This window comes from Devosia sp. A16 (genome assembly GCF_001402915.1).
Classification (GTDB): domain Bacteria; phylum Pseudomonadota; class Alphaproteobacteria; order Rhizobiales; family Devosiaceae; genus Devosia_A.
In genome coordinates this window covers 2176462-2190883 of the sequence record NZ_CP012945.1, presented here as the reverse complement: position 1 = coordinate 2190883, position 14422 = coordinate 2176462, and the positions used below count along the sequence as shown (strand labels likewise).

Annotated in this window: 15 protein-coding genes; 8 read left to right on the top strand and 7 right to left on the bottom strand. The window is 66.6% G+C overall.

The features are described 5' to 3' along the window. Window positions 1-143: 143 nt before the first annotated feature. The 6 genes from APS40_RS10675 to APS40_RS10650 all read right to left on the bottom strand — a co-directional run bounded on the left by APS40_RS10675 (window position 144) and on the right by APS40_RS10650 (window position 6014). On the bottom strand, window positions 144-533 hold the full coding sequence (locus tag APS40_RS10675) for a RidA family protein (RefSeq protein ID WP_055047028.1): 390 nt from the start codon (window positions 531-533) through the stop codon (window positions 144-146). A gap of 11 nt (window positions 534-544) precedes the next feature. Next, window positions 545-1351 carry an exodeoxyribonuclease III gene (xth, locus tag APS40_RS10670; protein ID WP_055047027.1) on the bottom strand — a complete coding sequence of 269 codons (807 nt, stop codon included), beginning with the start codon at window positions 1349-1351 and terminating at the stop codon, window positions 545-547. A gap of 83 nt (window positions 1352-1434) precedes the next feature. Continuing rightward, window positions 1435-2064 carry a LolA family protein gene (locus tag APS40_RS10665; protein WP_055047026.1) on the bottom strand — a complete coding sequence of 210 codons (630 nt, stop codon included), beginning with the start codon at window positions 2062-2064 and terminating at the stop codon, window positions 1435-1437. A 175-nt stretch (window positions 2065-2239) separates the two neighbouring features. Then, window positions 2240-2584: an ArsR/SmtB family transcription factor gene (locus tag APS40_RS10660; RefSeq protein WP_055047025.1), complete on the bottom strand. Its 345-nt coding sequence runs from the start codon at window positions 2582-2584 to the stop codon at window positions 2240-2242. Then, complete coding sequence (locus tag APS40_RS10655) at window positions 2584-3231, bottom strand: SRPBCC family protein (protein ID WP_197279476.1); 648 nt, start codon at window positions 3229-3231, stop codon at window positions 2584-2586. Before APS40_RS10655 ends, APS40_RS10660 begins: the two co-directional genes overlap by 1 nt. A gap of 119 nt (window positions 3232-3350) precedes the next feature. Beyond that, a complete protein-coding gene (locus APS40_RS10650) occupies window positions 3351-6014 on the bottom strand; it encodes a DNA translocase FtsK (RefSeq protein WP_082434331.1) in 2664 nt (887 codons plus the stop codon). A 492-nt stretch (window positions 6015-6506) separates the two neighbouring features. On the opposite strand from APS40_RS10650, the gene APS40_RS10645 reads away from it, so the two are divergent. The 5 genes from APS40_RS10645 to APS40_RS10625 are packed head-to-tail and all read left to right on the top strand — an operon-like array spanning window position 6507 to window position 11237. Next, on the top strand, window positions 6507-7172 hold the full coding sequence (locus APS40_RS10645; RefSeq protein WP_055047024.1) for a TetR/AcrR family transcriptional regulator: 666 nt from the start codon (window positions 6507-6509) through the stop codon (window positions 7170-7172). Window positions 7173-7182: 10 nt separating this feature from the next. Further along, entirely contained in the window at window positions 7183-8127 is a 945-nt protein-coding gene (locus APS40_RS10640) for an HlyD family secretion protein (RefSeq protein ID WP_055049628.1), read from the top strand. Next, window positions 8128-9078: an ABC transporter ATP-binding protein gene (locus APS40_RS10635; protein WP_055047023.1), complete on the top strand. Its 951-nt coding sequence runs from the start codon at window positions 8128-8130 to the stop codon at window positions 9076-9078. Continuing rightward, a complete protein-coding gene (locus APS40_RS10630) occupies window positions 9075-10208 on the top strand; it encodes an ABC transporter permease (protein ID WP_055047022.1) in 1134 nt (377 codons plus the stop codon). The genes APS40_RS10635 and APS40_RS10630 overlap by 4 nt, the downstream gene beginning before the upstream one ends. A 51-nt stretch (window positions 10209-10259) precedes the next feature. Beyond that, a complete protein-coding gene (locus APS40_RS10625) occupies window positions 10260-11237 on the top strand; it encodes a zinc-binding dehydrogenase (protein WP_055047021.1) in 978 nt (325 codons plus the stop codon). A 37-nt stretch (window positions 11238-11274) separates the two neighbouring features. Here APS40_RS10625 and APS40_RS10620 read toward each other — a convergent pair whose 3' ends face one another. Then, window positions 11275-12618, bottom strand: a complete 1344-nt coding sequence (locus tag APS40_RS10620; RefSeq protein ID WP_055047020.1) for an NAD(P)H-dependent oxidoreductase — start codon at window positions 12616-12618, stop codon at window positions 11275-11277. A gap of 44 nt (window positions 12619-12662) precedes the next feature. Here APS40_RS10620 and APS40_RS10615 point away from each other — a divergent pair, with 44 nt between their 5' ends. The 3 genes from APS40_RS10615 to APS40_RS10605 all read left to right on the top strand — a co-directional run bounded on the left by APS40_RS10615 (window position 12663) and on the right by APS40_RS10605 (window position 14411). Beyond that, window positions 12663-13679, top strand: a complete 1017-nt coding sequence (locus tag APS40_RS10615) for an enoyl-CoA hydratase/isomerase family protein (protein WP_055047019.1) — start codon at window positions 12663-12665, stop codon at window positions 13677-13679. Window positions 13680-13757: 78 nt separating this feature from the next. Further along, window positions 13758-14048: an STAS domain-containing protein gene (locus APS40_RS10610; RefSeq protein ID WP_055047018.1), complete on the top strand. Its 291-nt coding sequence runs from the start codon at window positions 13758-13760 to the stop codon at window positions 14046-14048. A gap of 3 nt (window positions 14049-14051) precedes the next feature. After that, window positions 14052-14411, top strand: a complete 360-nt coding sequence (locus tag APS40_RS10605) for a response regulator (protein WP_055047017.1) — start codon at window positions 14052-14054, stop codon at window positions 14409-14411. Window positions 14412-14422: the final 11 nt, after the last annotated feature.

Genomic DNA, 14422 nt, shown 5'->3' with positions numbered 1-14422 from the left:
AGGGTGAGGGGTTCAGCTTCTCAGCATGCTGGCTCATCCAGCGTGTGGCGCTGCTTCACCCCTCAACCGGCCTTCGGCCACCTTCTCCCCTGAGGGGAGAAGGGAAGCGGGTGGTTTGCGCCGGGAATACTGTTCCACGTGAATCAGTCCGGGATCACCGCGTCGACTTCGATCTCGACCAGCCAGTCGGGATCGACGAAGGCGGTGACCTGCAGCAGCGTGGTCACCGGGCGGATGTCGCCAAAAGCCTCGGCATGGGCGCGGGCTGCGTCCTGCCACCGGGCAATATCGGTGAGGATGATGCGGGTGCGGGTGACGTGCTCGAGGCGCGAACCGGCGTCGGCAAGGGCCTTGGCGATGATCTCGAGGCAGCGTCTGGTCTGGCCATAGACGTCGCCGATGGCGGCGGTGCCGCCCTCGGCCCGGATCGGCGCCGTGCCGCCGACCATGACGATCTTTCCCACCCGCACGGCGCGGGAAAAGCCGATCACCGGTTCGAGGTAGGAGCCGGAACTGACGAGTTGGCGGGACAAATGCCGATCTCCTAAGCGAAGCGGGCGATGACCGGGACGTGGTCGGAAGGCTTGTCGCTCCAGCCGCGCGCCGGCTTGACGATCTCGGCCCCGGCGGTGTGGGCCGCGATGTCGGCGGTGGCCCAGATGTGATCGAGGCGTCGCCCCTTGTTGGCGGCCTGCCAGTCCTTGGCGCGATAGCTCCACCACGAATAGAGCTTCTCCTCGGCCGGGAAGTACTTGCGCACGATATCGACCCAGCCATGGCCGCCGGTGAGCAGCGCGTTGAGCGCCTCGGTTTCGATCGGCGTATGGCTGACCACGTCGAGCAGCTGCTTGTGGCTCCACACGTCGTGTTCCAGCGGGGCGATGTTGAAGTCGCCGCAGATCAGCTGGCGCTCCCTGAAATGCTCCTCGCCGAACCAGCTCTTGAGCTCGGCGAGGAAGCCCAGCTTGTGCTTGAACTTGGGATTGAGCTCGGGATCGGCGAGGTCGCCGCCGGCCGGGATGTAGAAATTGTGGACCGTCAGCGGCCCCTTGCCGAAATCGACCAGCGCCGAGACATGCCGGCTTTCCTCGATCTCGCAGAAGACGCGCGACGAAATGTCGGTCAGCGGGTGCTTCGAGACGATGGCGACGCCATGGTAGCCCTTCTGGCCGTGCACGGCGTGATGCGGGTAGCCGGCCTCGGCGAACTCGTTGCGCGGGAACTGGTCGTTGAGGCACTTGATCTCCTGCAGGCACAGGATGTCCGGGTCGTACTGGCGGAGAAAATCCAGCACGATCGGCAGCCGCAGGCGGACCGAGTTGATGTTCCAGGTGGCAAAGCTCGTCGGCATGGAGAAAAGGCGCCTCGCGTGAGAGAGGCGCCTCTTATGCAGAGCAGGGCAGGGAGCGTAAAGCCGGAAACAGCGCGGCGCCCTCAGGCGTCGGGCGGCGCCGACTTCGCCCGGAAGGTCGGGTCGATGTAGAAGTACGACTTGGGGATCGTCACGTCCTTCTCGACGTCATAGAGCGAGAAAGTGAGCTCGGCGCCGGAGGGTTCGGTGAGCGTCCACTGCTTCATCTCGAGGCTCTCGGTATCGAACACCAGCGCAACGCGGACCACGCCCTTGGGGGTGTCGTCCTGCAGGGTGACGGAGAAATAGTCGTCTGACTGCGCGACGGCGACGATGTTGGCTTTGAACAGGTCGATGTTGGAATCGAGGAACTGGCGCAGCGGCACCTTGTCCTGCGGATAGGCGTATTGAGTCTTTTCCTTGCGGTCGACGACGTAGAAGCCGCGGCCGACCGAGACGATCTGCTCATAGGAGGGCGGGTTGTAGCGGAACAGGATCTTGCCCGGCCGCTCGAGGAAGAAAGTGCCCTCGATGCGCTGGCCGCGGGTGTCGATCTGCAGGAAGCGACCGACCATGGTCTTGATCTGCGAGTTGTGCTGGTTGATCCGGGTGATCAGGTCGCGCTCGGCATCAGTCAGCGCCCGCGCTTCCTGCGCCAGGGCGGGAAAGGCGGCGAGCACGGCAGCGAAGGCGAGAAAAGTGCGGCGGATCATCCTGGTGACGTTCCCTTGATGGTCTGGAGCCGTTCACCGTTTCGTCGAAACGCCTCGCGGCACCAGGTCTTTGATCTGGCGCTTCCGGACCGCAGGGACTGCAAGTCCTGTCCGGAAGCGTCGGGCTGAGCATGCCTCTAGATAGGAATTGCGGCAACAGCTGGAAAGCTGCCGATCACGACTCGTTGTTGCCCCCTTGGCGATCCCTTTTGCCGCGGGCGATCTCGGTGGCCAGCGCCGCGAGCTTGTGGGTCCAGAAGCCGCGGAAGCGCTCCAGCCAGTCGTCGATATCGCGCAGCGGCGAGGCATCGAGGCTGTAGACGCGCCGGGTGCCCTCGGGCCGAACCGTGGCGAAGCCAGAGTCGCGCAGGACCTTCAGATGCTGGCTGACGCCTGCCTGGCTGATGCCGAACTCGGCGGCAATGACCTCGACCACCTCGCCCGACGCGTGCTCGCGCTCGGCGAGCAGCTCAAGGATACGGCGGCGGACCGGGTCGCCGAGAACGTCGAACGCGTGCATCACATCTCCGGAGGCGCCGCCTCGCCGGTGTAGAATTGCCGCGTCGCCTCGGCCGCCGTCAATGCCTGGTCGCGGCTTTCGCCGGCGGTGATGGCAGCGACGCCCCAGCCGTCGCTGGCCGTGCGGATGAACTGTTTGGCCTCCGGCAGCTCATGCCAGCCGGCGGCCGCTTCCTGCGGCAGGTCGGCATCGGGTTCGGCGAGGTGGCGGGCCAGCCCCATGAAGGCGAGGTCCCAGCCGACCCCGACGGCGCCCGGGCCAAAGCGGTCCCAGTGCGGGTCGATGAAGGCGACGTGCTCGAGCTGGAGCCGCGCGCCGTCGGCATCGGGGGAGAGCGTGATGGTGATCCAGCTGGTGGCGCCGGCGAACTCCCAGGTGGCGGCAATCCGGCGCTGCGGTTCGCATTCGGTGATGGTGCCGCCGGCATTGTTCTCGACCTGATAGCGGCCGCCGAGCCGCAACTCGCCGGTCACCGGCGAAAACCAGCGGCGGAGACGCTCGGGATTGGTGACGGCGTCCCACAGGTCGGCGAGGTCGGTGTCGTAGACGTGGCTGGCAACCACCGCCTTGGCGGGCTTGCCGTCGCGTTCGAGGTTGCGCACCGAGCGGGACATGGCGTTGACGTGGGCAGTGAGATCGAAAGGCATGGTTCGCGTCCTCCTATATCAGGTGACGCTTATATAAGGTGCAACTAATATTGTGTCTAGATGCCTGGCCAAATCCGCTGGGTGGGAGCGGGCGAGGACGACGCTTCGCCCTCGCTGCCTCAGTATCCGTCGGCGTTGTTGCCGACGAGGATTTCGCGTTTGCCGGCGTGGTTGGGGCCGGAGATGACGCCTTCCTTTTCCATCCGTTCGATCAGCGTTGCGGCCTTGTTGTAGCCTACCGCCAGGCGGCGCTGGATATAGGAGGTCGAGACCTTCTTGTCGGTCAGCACGACGTTGACGGCCTTGTCGTAGAGCTCGTCGCCCGAACCGCCGTAGTCGTCGCCGCCCCCACCGGCGGCCATGCCGCCTTCGTCCATCTCGTCCTCGTCGGCGACGATGGCATCGAGATAGTCCGGGGCGCCCTGCGCCTTGAGGTGATTGACCACCGCCTCGACTTCGCTGTCGGCGACGAATGGGCCATGCAGGCGCCGGATACGACCGCCGCCGGCCATGTAGAGCATGTCGCCGTTGCCGAGCAGCTGTTCGGCGCCCTGTTCGCCCAGGATGGTGCGGCTGTCGATCTTGGACGTCACCATGAACGAGATGCGGGTGGGGAAGTTGGCCTTGATGGTGCCGGTGATGACGTCGACCGACGGGCGCTGCGTGGCGGTGATGACGTGGATGCCGGCGGCGCGAGCCATCTGCGCGAGGCGCTGCACCGAGCCTTCGATTTCCTTGCCGGCCACCATCATCAGGTCGGCCATCTCGTCGATGATGATGACGATGAAGGGCAGCGGCTCGAGGTTGAACTCCTCGCTCTCGAAGATCGCCTCGCCGGTCTCACGGTCGAAGCCGGTCTGCACGGTGCGGGTGATCACCTCGCCCTTGGCCTTGCTCTCATTGACCCGCTGGTTGAAGCCATCGATGTTGCGCACCCCGATCTTCGACATCTTGCGGTAGCGGTCTTCCATCTCGCGCACTGCCCACTTGAGGGCGACGACAGCCTTTGATGGGTCCGTAACGACCGGAGTCAGGAGGTGCGGGATGCCGTCATAGATCGACAGTTCCAGCATCTTGGGGTCGATCATGATCAGCCTGCACTGCTCCGGGGTCATCTGGTAGAGCAGGCTGAGAATGAAGGTGTTGATGCCCACCGACTTGCCCGAGCCGGTGGTGCCGGCGATGAGCAGATGCGGCATGCGCGCCAGGTCGGCGATGATCGGCTCGCCGCCAATGGTCTTGCCCAGGCAGATCGGGAGCTTCCCCTTCATCTTCTCGAAGTCGGACGAGGCCAGCATTTCGCGCAGGTACACGGTCTCGCGCACCTCGTTGGGCAGCTCGATACCGATGGCGTTGCGGCCGGGGACCACGGCGACGCGCACCGAGATGGCGCTCATCGAGCGGGCGATGTCGTCGGCCAGCGAGATGACGCGGCTCGACTTGATGCCGGGCGCGGGTTCGAGCTCGTAGAGGGTGACGACGGGGCCGGGGCGGACATTGATGATGTCACCCTTGACGCCGAAATCGGCGAGCACGGATTCGAGCTTGCGCGCCATGGCCTCGAGACGCTCCGGCGCATGCTCGGGGCTGGCGCCCTTGTGCTTGGGCGGGGTCAGCAGGCTGAGCTCGGGCAGCTCGAAGCCATGCGGCTCGTCGAGGAGTGAGCCTTGCGCCTCGCGGGCGGCGCGCATGCCGGGCTGCGGCCGCGGAGCGGGCGCCACGACGCGCGGCGACACCACCGGTGCCGTCTGATGACCGGCCGGGACGTGCGGCATCGGCGCCGGGCTGCGCGAGGCAGCCATCGGGCCGCGCAGCGGGGTCTGCATCTCCCAGCGCGGCATGTCGGGCTCGTCATCGGGCTCGGGCGGATAGTCGTCGAATGGCGGTTCGTCATGCGCGTCGACGATCGAGCGGCGCTCGACGGCAAGCGCCGGATCGGCGCGAACCGTCGGGGCGGACGGCGCATGGCCGTGAAGGCTCGGCTCTACGGCGTCGCCACGCCAGGCTTCCGCCTCGGCTTCGGCGGCGCGGCGCTGGGCAATACCGGCGCGGGCGCGACGCAGGGCGGTGCGGGCGGAAAAGCCCAGATGGACGGCATAGCCGAGGATCACGTCGAAGATCGAATCGCTCTCAGGCTCGTCGTCATCGGCGGCCGTAGCGGCGCCCTTGGCGGCGGCCGGCTTGCCCTTTGCCTTGCCCTTGGGCAGCTCGGGCAAGCTGACTTTGCCCAGCCCCATGGCGATCCAGAACAGGGCCAGGGTCGGGGCGGCGATGATGATGGCGAACAGCACGGCGGTGACCGGCTGCGGAGTGGCGCCGGTCGCGAGGACGGCCAGATTGGTAAAGCTCTGCCCGACAAGGCCGCCCAGCCCGGTGGGCAGCGGCCAGCTCTCGGGTGCGACGATGAAGGCGAACAGGCCGCAGCTCAGCACGCTCGCGGCGATCCAAGCGGCGAGCCGCAACGCCATGCGGCTGGGCACGCGGTGGCGAATCAGCCCCCAGCCCCAGAGCGCCGGCGGCACCAGGAGGGTCAGGATGCCGAGGCCGAACACCTGGAACGCCATGTCGGCAATGACCGCGCCGGGGAAGCCGAGCCAGTTCCTGGCCGGTTCGCCCGAGGCGTAGGAAAGACTTGGGTCATCCACCGACCAAGTGGCGAGGGACACCAGGACGATGGCCACCAGTCCCAGGATGATCGCACCCATCAGGCGGACGGGAATGCGGATGGCTATGGCGGGGGCGGTCTCTCGACGGGCGTCTTCGAGCAGGTGCTGTGCCGGCATCGTCTGGTACACTCTACAAACGGAACGCTGAACCGGCGGCAGACGGCGCGCCGATCGAAGCTTGATCCTAGGCGGTTAGGGTTAATCCGGTGCTAACCGGCGAGGGGTGGGGTGCCGAGGGGGCAGCTCGCACGAGCTCAGCTCATTGGTGCGCCGGAAAGGTCCGAAAGGGCCCTCCCCGTTTCGGGGGCGTAGGGGAGGGCCGTCGGTTTGGTGGACCTGCCGCGGCCGGCCGTCGAGGAGGTTTCAACGACCGGCCGCGCTTGGGGGGTCCGCCGCACGGGGACAACTACACCATAGGATGGCGGTCGTTTGGCCTGCGTGATGTCAACGTGAGCATGGCCGGTTAGCCGAAAGTTGCAGCGTCCTGCTCGCCGCGATGACACCCGAGCCTGCCCGCCCGTGCCTAACCCTATGCCGGATTGCCGCTTGCAAATAACTGACCAGTCAGTTAGTAGATACATGACCTGTGAGTCAGTAAGGCGATGAAGCGTGGATAACACCGATAGTGAGCGTGGGCCGAAATTCCGCCGGCGGGCCGAAGCCCGGCCGGACGAAGTGCTCGACGCAGCCCTCGAACTGTTCATCGAGAAGGGCTTCGTGGCGACGCGGGTCGAGGACATCGCGAGGCGGGCAGGGCTGAGCAAAGGCACGGTCTATCTCTACTTCCCGTCCAAGGAGGCGCTGCTCGAGGGATTGGTGCGGCGGGCGATCCTGCCGATCGCCGACTCGGCGCTGAGCACGCTGCACGATTACGAGGGAGACCCGCGGATCGTCTTGAGCATGGTGCTGACCATGCTGGCCGGGCGGATCGGCGACCCCAAGGTGATGGCGATGCCCAAGCTGATCTTCCGTGAAGCGATGGGGTTCCCCGGGCTCGCCGAGATGTACCGGCGCGAGGTACTGGATCGGGTTATTCCAGCCGTGGAGGGCCTGATCCGTCGCGGCATGGAGCAGGGATACCTGCGGCAGGTCGACCCCAGCCTCACCATCCGTTCGATCATCGGGCCGCTTATGCTGCATGTGGCGATGGCGGAGATCTTCGGCATCGCTCCGGAGGGCGGGCTGCAGATGGACAAGCTGGTGGAGAACCACCTGAGCATCCTGTTCGACGGGCTGAGTGCCCCGCCGAGCGCCAAGCAGTGGTCGAGCAGCTGAGGAGGCGATGATGGACGGTCTTCTCGCCTGGCTGGTCGGCCTCGTGGCATTGGTGATCCCGGGCTTCGGCGCCAGCGAGGCGCCACGCTACAACGGCTATGTCGAAGCACGGTATGTCTACGCATCCTCGACCACCGCCGGGCCGATCGAAACAGTCTCGGTGCGCGAGGGCGATGCCGTGCAGGCCGGCGATCTGCTGTTCCGGCTGCGCTCGGAGCAGCAGCTGGCGCTGCTCTCGGGCGCCGAGGCGCGGGTCGCGGCGGCGGAAGCCGGACTGAAGAACCTCACCACCGGCAGCCGGGCCGACGAACTCGAGGTGATTCGGGCGAGCCTCGAAAAGGCCGAGGCGGACATGGGCCTCGCCCGCGACAGCGCCACGCGCAGCGAGAAGCTATTCGCCCAGGGACTGGTGCCGCAATCCAAGCTCGACCAGGACCGGGCGACGCTGGCCAGCGCCGAAGCGGCGGTGCGCCAGCTCGAGGCGCAGCTCAAGGTGGCCGAACTGCCCGCCCGCAGCGAACAACAGCTGCAGGCGGAGGCCAATCTTGCGGCCGCGCATGCCGATGCCGAAAAAGCCAATGCCGATCTGGGCGACCGCACCATCACCGCGCCGGCGGCAGGGCGGATCGAGCGGGTGTTCTTCGATCCCGGCGAGATCGTCGCGGCGGGAACGCCGGTCGTCTCGATCCTGCCGGCGGGGGCGCTCAAGGTGAAGTTCTATGTGCCGGAGGCGGCGCGGACCGGCTTCGCGCTGGGGGACCAGGTGGCGGTGAGCTGCGACGGCTGTCCGGATGGCCTCACCGCCAGGGTCAGCTTCTTTGCGTCGGACCCGCAGTTCACTCCGCCGGTGATCTACTCGCGCGATGAGCGGCAGCGGCTGAGCTACCTGGTGGAAGCGACGCTCGATGCCGCAAGCCTCCATCCGGGACAGCCGGTGACGGTGGAGCGCAGGTAGATGGGCGAGCCGCTGGTCATCGACGTGCATGGCCTCACCAAGAATTTCGGACCCAAGCGCGTGGTCGATCACTTCGATATCCAGGTGCCGAAGGGGGCGATTTACGGCTTTCTCGGCCCCAACGGCTCGGGCAAGACCACCACCATCCGGATGCTGTGCGGGCTGCTGACGCCGGACGAGGGCGAAGGCACCTGCCTCGGTTTCGATGTGCGGAAGGAGGCTGAGCGGATCAAGGAACAGGTCGGCTACATGACGCAGAAGTTCTCGTATTACGAGGACCTCTCGATCCGCGAGAACCTCGATTTCGTGGCGCGGATGTACCGGCTCGACCGGCGCAAACAGCGGGTCGACCAGGCGCTGGCCGATCTGGGCCTCGCCAACCGGCAGAAGCAGCTGGCAGGCTCGCTGTCGGGTGGGTGGAAGCAGCGGCTGGCGCTGGCGGCATGCCTGCTGCATGAGCCGAGACTGCTGCTGCTCGATGAGCCCACGGCCGGCGTAGACCCCAAGGCGCGGCGCGATTTCTGGGACGAGATCCGGCGGCTCTCGGCGATGGGCGTCACCGTCCTGGTCTCCACTCACTACATGGATGAGGCGGTGCAGTGCGATTTCATCACCTACATCGCCTACGGCAAGAAGCTGATCGACGGCCCGTCCGCCAGGATCCCCGAAATGGTGGGGCTCGAGACCTGGCGCGTCGAAGGGCCTGACCTGGCGAAGCTGGAGGACCGGTTGCTGAAGGAGCCCGGCGTGGTGCAGGTGGCGCGCTTCGGCACCGTGCTGCACGTCTCGGGTACCGACAAGGCGACGCTGGAAGCTACGGTCGAGCGGCTCAGGGCCGAGGGCACGCATCGCTGGAGCCTCGAGGTGGCCGGGCTCGAAGAAGCCTTCATCTACCTGATGAGTGGGGCACGCGACAATTTCGCCGGTGACGGCGGAAAGGCCGCGGCATGACGCTGGGGTTCTCGCTCAAGCGCTTCGGCGCCGTGCTCTACAAGGAGTTCATCCAGATGCGGCGCGACCGCATCACCTTCGGCATGATGATCGGCCTGCCGATCATCCAGTTGTTCCTGTTCGGCTTTGCCATCAATGCCGACCCGCGCAACCTGCCGACGCTGGTGGAGCTGGGCGATAACGGACCGCTCAGCCGGGCGGTGATATCGGGGATGCAGAATTCGTCCTACTTCGCTTTCAAGGGCACGGTGATGGGGGTGGGCGAAGGCGAAGAGGCGCTGCGGCGCGGCACGGCCAATTTCGTGGTGGTGATCCCCGAGGATTTCGAGCGCGACGTGGTGCGCGGCGACAAGCCGGAGATCCTGGTAGCGGCCGACGCCTCCGATCCGTCGGCGACCGGCGGCGCCGTGGCGGCGCTCTCGGGGATCGTCAGCGTGGCGATCGCGGAGACCCTGACCGGGCCGCTGGCGCAACAGGCGGGGTCGGCGCCGTTCGCGATGGTGGTGCACCGGGAGTACAACCCGGAGGGCAGAACCTCGACCAATATCGTGCCGGGGCTGCTGGCGATCATCCTGTCGATGACGATGGTGATGATCACCGCGGTAGCGATCGTCAAGGAGACCGAGCGCGGCACCATGGAGATGCTGATCGCCACACCGGTGAAGCCGCTCGAGGTGATGTTGGGCAAGATCCTGCCCTATGTGTTCGTCGGTTATGTACAGACGGCAGTGTTCCTCGCGGCGGCGAGCCTTGTCTTCGGCGTGCCGTTCGAGGGCAGCGTCTGGGCGTTCTTCCTCGGGTTCAACCTGTTCATCGTGGTGAACCTGGCGCTGGGATTCCTGATCTCCACGGCGGCCAAAAGCCAGATGCAGGCGATGCAGCTCAGCTTTTTCACCATCCTGCCCTCGATCCTGCTCTCCGGCTTCATGTTTCCCTTCGCCGGCATGCCCGGCTGGGCGCAGTTCATCGGCCAGGCGGTGCCGGCGACGCACTTCCTGCGGGTGGTGCGCAAGGTGATGCTGAAGGGCGGCGCGGTGGCGGACGTGACCGGCGAACTCTGGGCGCTGCTGGCGATTCTGCTGGTGATCTCAGCGATTGCCATGCTCAGGTATCGACAGACGCTGGACTAGCCGCATCGTCTGCTGTCGCCTATCTGACGGGCAGACAAACGGAGTGATGAGATGAAAGCCGTGGTGTTCGAGGAATTCGGCAGCCCCCGCAAGGTTCTGAAACTCGAGGAACGACCGCTGCCGGAGCCCGGACCCGGGCAGGTGCGGGTGAAGCTGGTGCTGTCGCCGATCCACAACCACGACCTGATGATCGTCACCGGCCATTACGGCTACAAGCCGAGCCTGCCGCATGTGCCGGGCACCGAGGCGCTGGGCATTGTCGACAAGCTGGGCGAAGGGGTGACCAACCTCAAGCTCGGTCAGCGGGTGACCGGCGGGGCCAGTGCTGCCTGGGCGGAATACTACCTCGCCAATGCGCAATCGCTGGTGCCGCTGCCGGAGGGGATCGACGATGCGACGGCGTGCCAGCTGGTGTCGATGCCGCTGAGCGCCTGGCGACTGATCGGCGAGCTGCAGGTCGAGGCCGGCGACTGGATCGTGCAGAACGCGGCGAACGGAGCGGTGGGCAAGATCATCGCCAAGCTGGCGGCGGAGCGCGGGGTGAGGGTGCTGAACATCGTGCGGCGCGAGGCGGCGGTGGCCGAGCTCGCGGCGGAAGGCATCGGCGATGCCGTCTCCAGCGAACACGAGGACTGGCAGGAGCGAGCGCGTGCCATCACCGGCGGTGCGCCGATCCGGCGGGCGCTGGATTCAGTGGCCGGTCGCGCCTCGGACGAGCTGTTGGACCTTGTCGCCGAAGAAGGGTGGCTGATCTCGTTTGGCGCCTTGAGCGGCCGGCCGATGCAGATCAGCGCCGATAACCTGTTGTTCAAGCGGGCGGTGGTGAAGGGCTTCTGGGCCGCCAAGCCGTCGAGCTTCCACACGCCCGAGCAGATCAAGGGGGCGATCGTCGAGTTTGTCGGCAAGGCAGCGCGCGGCGAGCTGAAGCTGCCGATTGCCGAGGTGTTTCCGCTCGATCAGGCGGCCGAAGCGGCCGAAGCCAGCAACGAGAAAGGCCGCCAAGGCAAGATCGCGCTCAGGGGGAGCTGACGCCCAGAGGCGGCAGTTTCGCACCGGCGATGCCGCGCTAAGCCACCAGCCCGAACATCTGGTCTTGGCGCTGGCGCAGGGCGTAGAGCCTCGTGCTCTGGTCGGGCCGGGCGTTGGCGGTGGTGAGCAACTCGCCTTTTTTCACCGGAGCGGTGACCTTGCCGCCTTCGAGCAGGCCGACCGGCACGGCGTGCTGGCGGCGGGCATCTTCGACAGTGAGGATGAAGCTGCGGTAGCAGGTTTCGCCGATGGCATCGAAGGACTCGCCTACCGCCAGGTCGCGCTTGGCGACGGCGCAGACCTCGGCGACGGGCGTGGGCATCGGCACCATGTCAGGCCTGCCGTAGAGCATGATGCGCGCCGCGGTCAGCGGCACTTCCAGCGAGGTCAGGTGGTAGGGGCGGAAGAAGGCGTAGTACGGCCCCTTGCCGACATGCAGATCGTCCATGCGCTCGATGATGCGCGGATGCTCGGCCTCGACGATGACGAAGACGCCGGGTGCCACGCCCTTGCCGATGGTGAAATCGACGACGCCCTTCTTGTCGAGAATGCCGCCATCCGCCTTCGGGATCAGCACCTTGACCATGTCGTCGCGGTCGGCCTTCGGCCCGTGCATACCCGGCACGTCGGGCACCAGACCGGTGGCGTTGGCGATGCAGGCCATCTCCACCATGGTCTTGCTGCCATCGACGAACTCCACCAGCATGCGCGGGTTCATGTTCCGGCGGATCGCTTCCTCGCGATAGTCATCGGGAACCGCGTCGTGATTGAGCGGGTTGTTCTTGCCCTTGCCGGCCGAGACGATCCGGTAGCCCAGGGCCGAGGCGAATTCGATCAGCTCCATGCAGCTCGAAGGCTCGTCGCCGGCGCCGACCGAATAGACGACACCGAGGCGGTCGGCCTCGCGCTTCAGGTAGGGGCCGATGGTGACGTCGGCCTCGACATTCATCATCACGAGGTGCTTGCCGTGCTCCATCGCGGTCAGACAATAGTCCGCCGCGACGCCAGGCTTGCCGGTGGCATCGATGACCACGTCGATCAGCGGATTCTTGACCAGCGTTTCGGCCGAGGTGACGGCCATCTTGCCGGCCTCGATGGCGGCGGTCACCTTGCTTTCGGTGTCGGCTTCGACGGCATGCGCATCGTCGCCATAGGCGATGGCCATGGCGGCGCGCGCCGTGTGGGGCCGGCGGGTGGCGATGGCCGCCACCTCGATGCCGCGCATCAGCCCGCCCTGGGTCACGAGGTCGGTGCCCATTTCGCCCGAACCGATGACGCCGATGCGGATCGGCTTGCCCGACTCGGCCCGCGCCTTGAGGTCGCGGGCGATGCCGGTCAGATGCACATTGGTGAGCGGGGTCGGGGGGTTGATGGGCTTCATGCGGGGTGCTCTACCACCGGGGCGGCAACATGGGAACCTGAGAGATGACCGGCCAGCTCGATGTGATTCGCGAGGGGAACCTGGGGATCATCGCCCTCAATCGGCCCGAGGCGATCAACGCGCTGAGCCTCGAGATGATCGACGGCATCACCCGGGCGCTCGAGCAGTGGGCCGATGACGACGAGATCCGGCTGGTGCTGTTCGAGGGGCGTGGTCCGCGCGGCTTCTGCTCGGGCGGTGACGTCAGGGCGGTGCGCCAGGCGGTGCTCGATGGACGAGCGGAAGCCGGGGACGCGTTCTTTGCCGCCGAGTACCGGATGAACGGCATCATCGCACGCTATGGCAAGCCGCTGGTGGCGTTGACGCATGGCATCGTGATGGGCGGTGGCATCGGCATCGCCGGCCACTGCGCCTTCCGTTTCACCACCAGCGAGGCGCGCTTCGCCATGCCGGAAGCGGCGATCGGCTTCACCTGCGACGTCGGGGTGAACTTCATCCTCGGCAAGGCGCCGGTGCATCGGGCGCTGGCCTTCGCCATGGCGGGGGTGCCGGTCGGCGCCGCCGATGCGCTGGCCCTGGGGCTGACCGACTGCGCGATCGATCCGGCACGGATCGAGGCGGTGCGGAGAGGGATCGTAGCGGCGGCCGGCGCGACGCGGATTGAGGCGGCGCTCGGGGCGCTGATGCAGGCCGAGATGGCGCCGGTCGGTGAGGCGGTGCTGTGCGCGGCGGCGGACCGGCATCAGTCGCTCGACTGGACCGACACGGCGGCAATCGTCGGCACGGCCGGCCGCGAGCCGCAACTGGCGCAGCTGGCCCTGCGTTCGCCGACCAGCCTCGTCGCCATTGCCGAAAGCCACCACGCCGCCCGCCGCATGGTCGAGATCGCCGAGGTGCTGGCCGCTGACCTGCGACTGGCGCGGCTAATGTCGCGACTGCCGGATTTCGCCGAAGGGGTGCGGGCCGTGCTGGTCGACAAGGACCACAAGCCGCAGTGGCGACCCAAGGCACTGGAGGGGGTCGATCGCGCCGCCATCCGGGCGGTGCTCGGCCTCGCCTGAGGCCGCCGAACTTAGCACTTCCTAAACCGTTCCATCGGATGCTGGCGCCGGGCAGAAGTCCACGGGGGCAGCCAAGTTATGGCTCAGGCACGCAGCAGAACCATCGCCTTGCCGGCGATCGTCGATCTCGACGCGCTCGATCCTATTCGCGACGAACTGGTGGACGCCATCGAATCCGGACCGGTTACGGTCTCGGGGGCGGCGATCGAACGGGTGGCGACCAATGCGCTGTTCATGCTGCTCAGCGCCGCCGAGACCGCCCGTCGCAACAATTTCGCATTTGCGGTCAGCGCGCCCTCCGAGGCGTTTCAGCTGGCGGTTTCGCGGCTGGGGCTTGGGGCTCCGTTCGCCGCGATCATGGAAGGGTAATTCATGCGTGTACTGACGGTCGACGATTCCCGCACCATTCTCGCCATGCTGCACCATACGCTCAGCAATGCTGGCTTCGAGGTGCTGCAGGCAGAGGACGGCCAGAAGGGCCTTGACGTGCTCAAGAACGAGAGCGTCGACGTGGTGATCACCGACATCAACATGCCGGTCATGGACGGGATCGAATTCATCCGGAACGTCCGCGCCTCGGGCATGCACAATTCCCTGCCGATCCTCATCCTCACTACCGAAACCAGCCAGGACAAGCGCGACCAGGGGCGCGCCGCCGGCGGCACCGGGTGGATCGTCAAGCCGTTCGATCCGGAGAAACTGATCTCGGTGATCCACCGCGTGGTGCACTGAGCCGCCGCTGA